This is a genomic window from Alteromonas sp. 14N.309.X.WAT.G.H12 (genome assembly GCF_036697315.1).
In the GTDB taxonomy this organism is placed as follows: Bacteria; Pseudomonadota; Gammaproteobacteria; order Enterobacterales; family Alteromonadaceae; genus Alteromonas.
The window spans coordinates 1-1,394 of the sequence record NZ_JBAHZB010000221.1; the positions used below are offsets into that span (position 1 = coordinate 1).

Here is a 1,394-nt window from a genome sequence, read left to right on the forward strand (position 1 = left end):
ATATGTTTGATGCCGCGGTAAACGATTCCACCCGTGCCTACCGTGAATCTAAATATACACAACCGGGCGAAAACGTTGTGGTGGTTGACACACCGTTAGGGCGGATTGGGCTTGCGGTGTGTTATGATGTACGTTTTCCGGGCTTATTTACTGCCATGGGAGACATCGATATTCTTGTTCTTCCTGCGGCTTTTACGCAGCGAACCGGTGAAGCACACTGGACAACCCTGCTACGAAGCCGGGCCATCGAAAAGCAGTGCTTTGTAATTGGTGCAAACCAAACCGGCGTTCACGCCAACCAAAGAGAAACATACGGCCATAGCCTTATCGTCTCACCTTGGGGAGAGGTGCTTGCTGAACGTAAAACCATGCCAGGTATGGTATGCGCATCCCTTGATATAGCATCACGGGCAACCCTTAAAGCCGATATGCCAGTGAGTGAACACAACCGATTCAGGAGCCATTTTGTTAAATAACGTTAAAACCCATTTATTGTCCGATTCCGGCTTAGATCTGACATCGTTAGAAAAAGCCCTGGGACAGATTTATCATCATGATAATGATTATGCCGACTTGTATTTTCAGTCCAGTCAACATGAAAGCTGGGTGTTAGAAGACGGCATCATCAAAGAGGGGAGTTATAATATTGAGCGTGGTGTTGGCGTAAGAGCCATCAGCGGCGAAAAAACCGGCTTTGCTTATTCCGATGAAATTAGCGAACAGACATTATTGGATGCGTGCAAAGCCGCCCGGTCTATTGCCCCTACAGGGGGAAAACACCAGATCACCGGGCTTAACGCTAAGCCGGTTGAGGCGCGCTACGATGCCAATAACCCGCTGTTGGCCATGGAAGATGCGGAGAAAATCGCATTGCTACGGGCCGCAGACAGTTATATTCGTAAAAAAGAGCCGGGCATTAACCAGGTCGTCGTTAGCTTAAGCGGCGTGTATGAAGAAATTTTGGTGGCGGCGTCTGACGGTACATTGGCGGCAGATATACGGCCCTTGGTACGGTTAAATTGTTCGGTGCTTCTTGAAAACGGTGATCGTCGCGAGCGTGGCAGTGCCGGTGCCGGCGGTCGACACGCATACAGTTTCTTTTCTGCTGATAAAGACGGCAGACCCTACTACGAAGTGCTGGCCGACGAAGCGTTACATATGGCCCGGGTGAATATGGAAGCGGTGGCTTCACCGGCCGGTACCATGCCGGTGGTGCTAGGCAATGGCTGGCCGGGTGTGTTACTACACGAAGCCGTAGGACACGGACTAGAAGGCGATTTCAACCGCAAAGGGGCCTCGACCTTCAGTGGCCGTATCGGTGAGCGTGTAGCCGCTAAGGGCGTGACTGTGGTGGATGATGGTACGATGCATGATCGCCGTGGTTCGTTATCTGT

At 51.3% G+C, this 1,394-nt stretch carries 2 protein-coding genes; both read left to right on the top strand.

Annotated features, from left to right (window positions below; genetic code table 11):
* A partial coding sequence (locus V5298_RS20625; protein WP_332933279.1) for a nitrilase-related carbon-nitrogen hydrolase occupies positions 1–476 on the top strand: 476 nt, incomplete at its 5' end.
* The coding region (locus V5298_RS20630; protein WP_332933280.1) for a metallopeptidase TldD-related protein at positions 466–1,394 on the top strand (929 nt) is incomplete at its 3' end. The genes V5298_RS20625 and V5298_RS20630, both read left to right, overlap by 11 nt.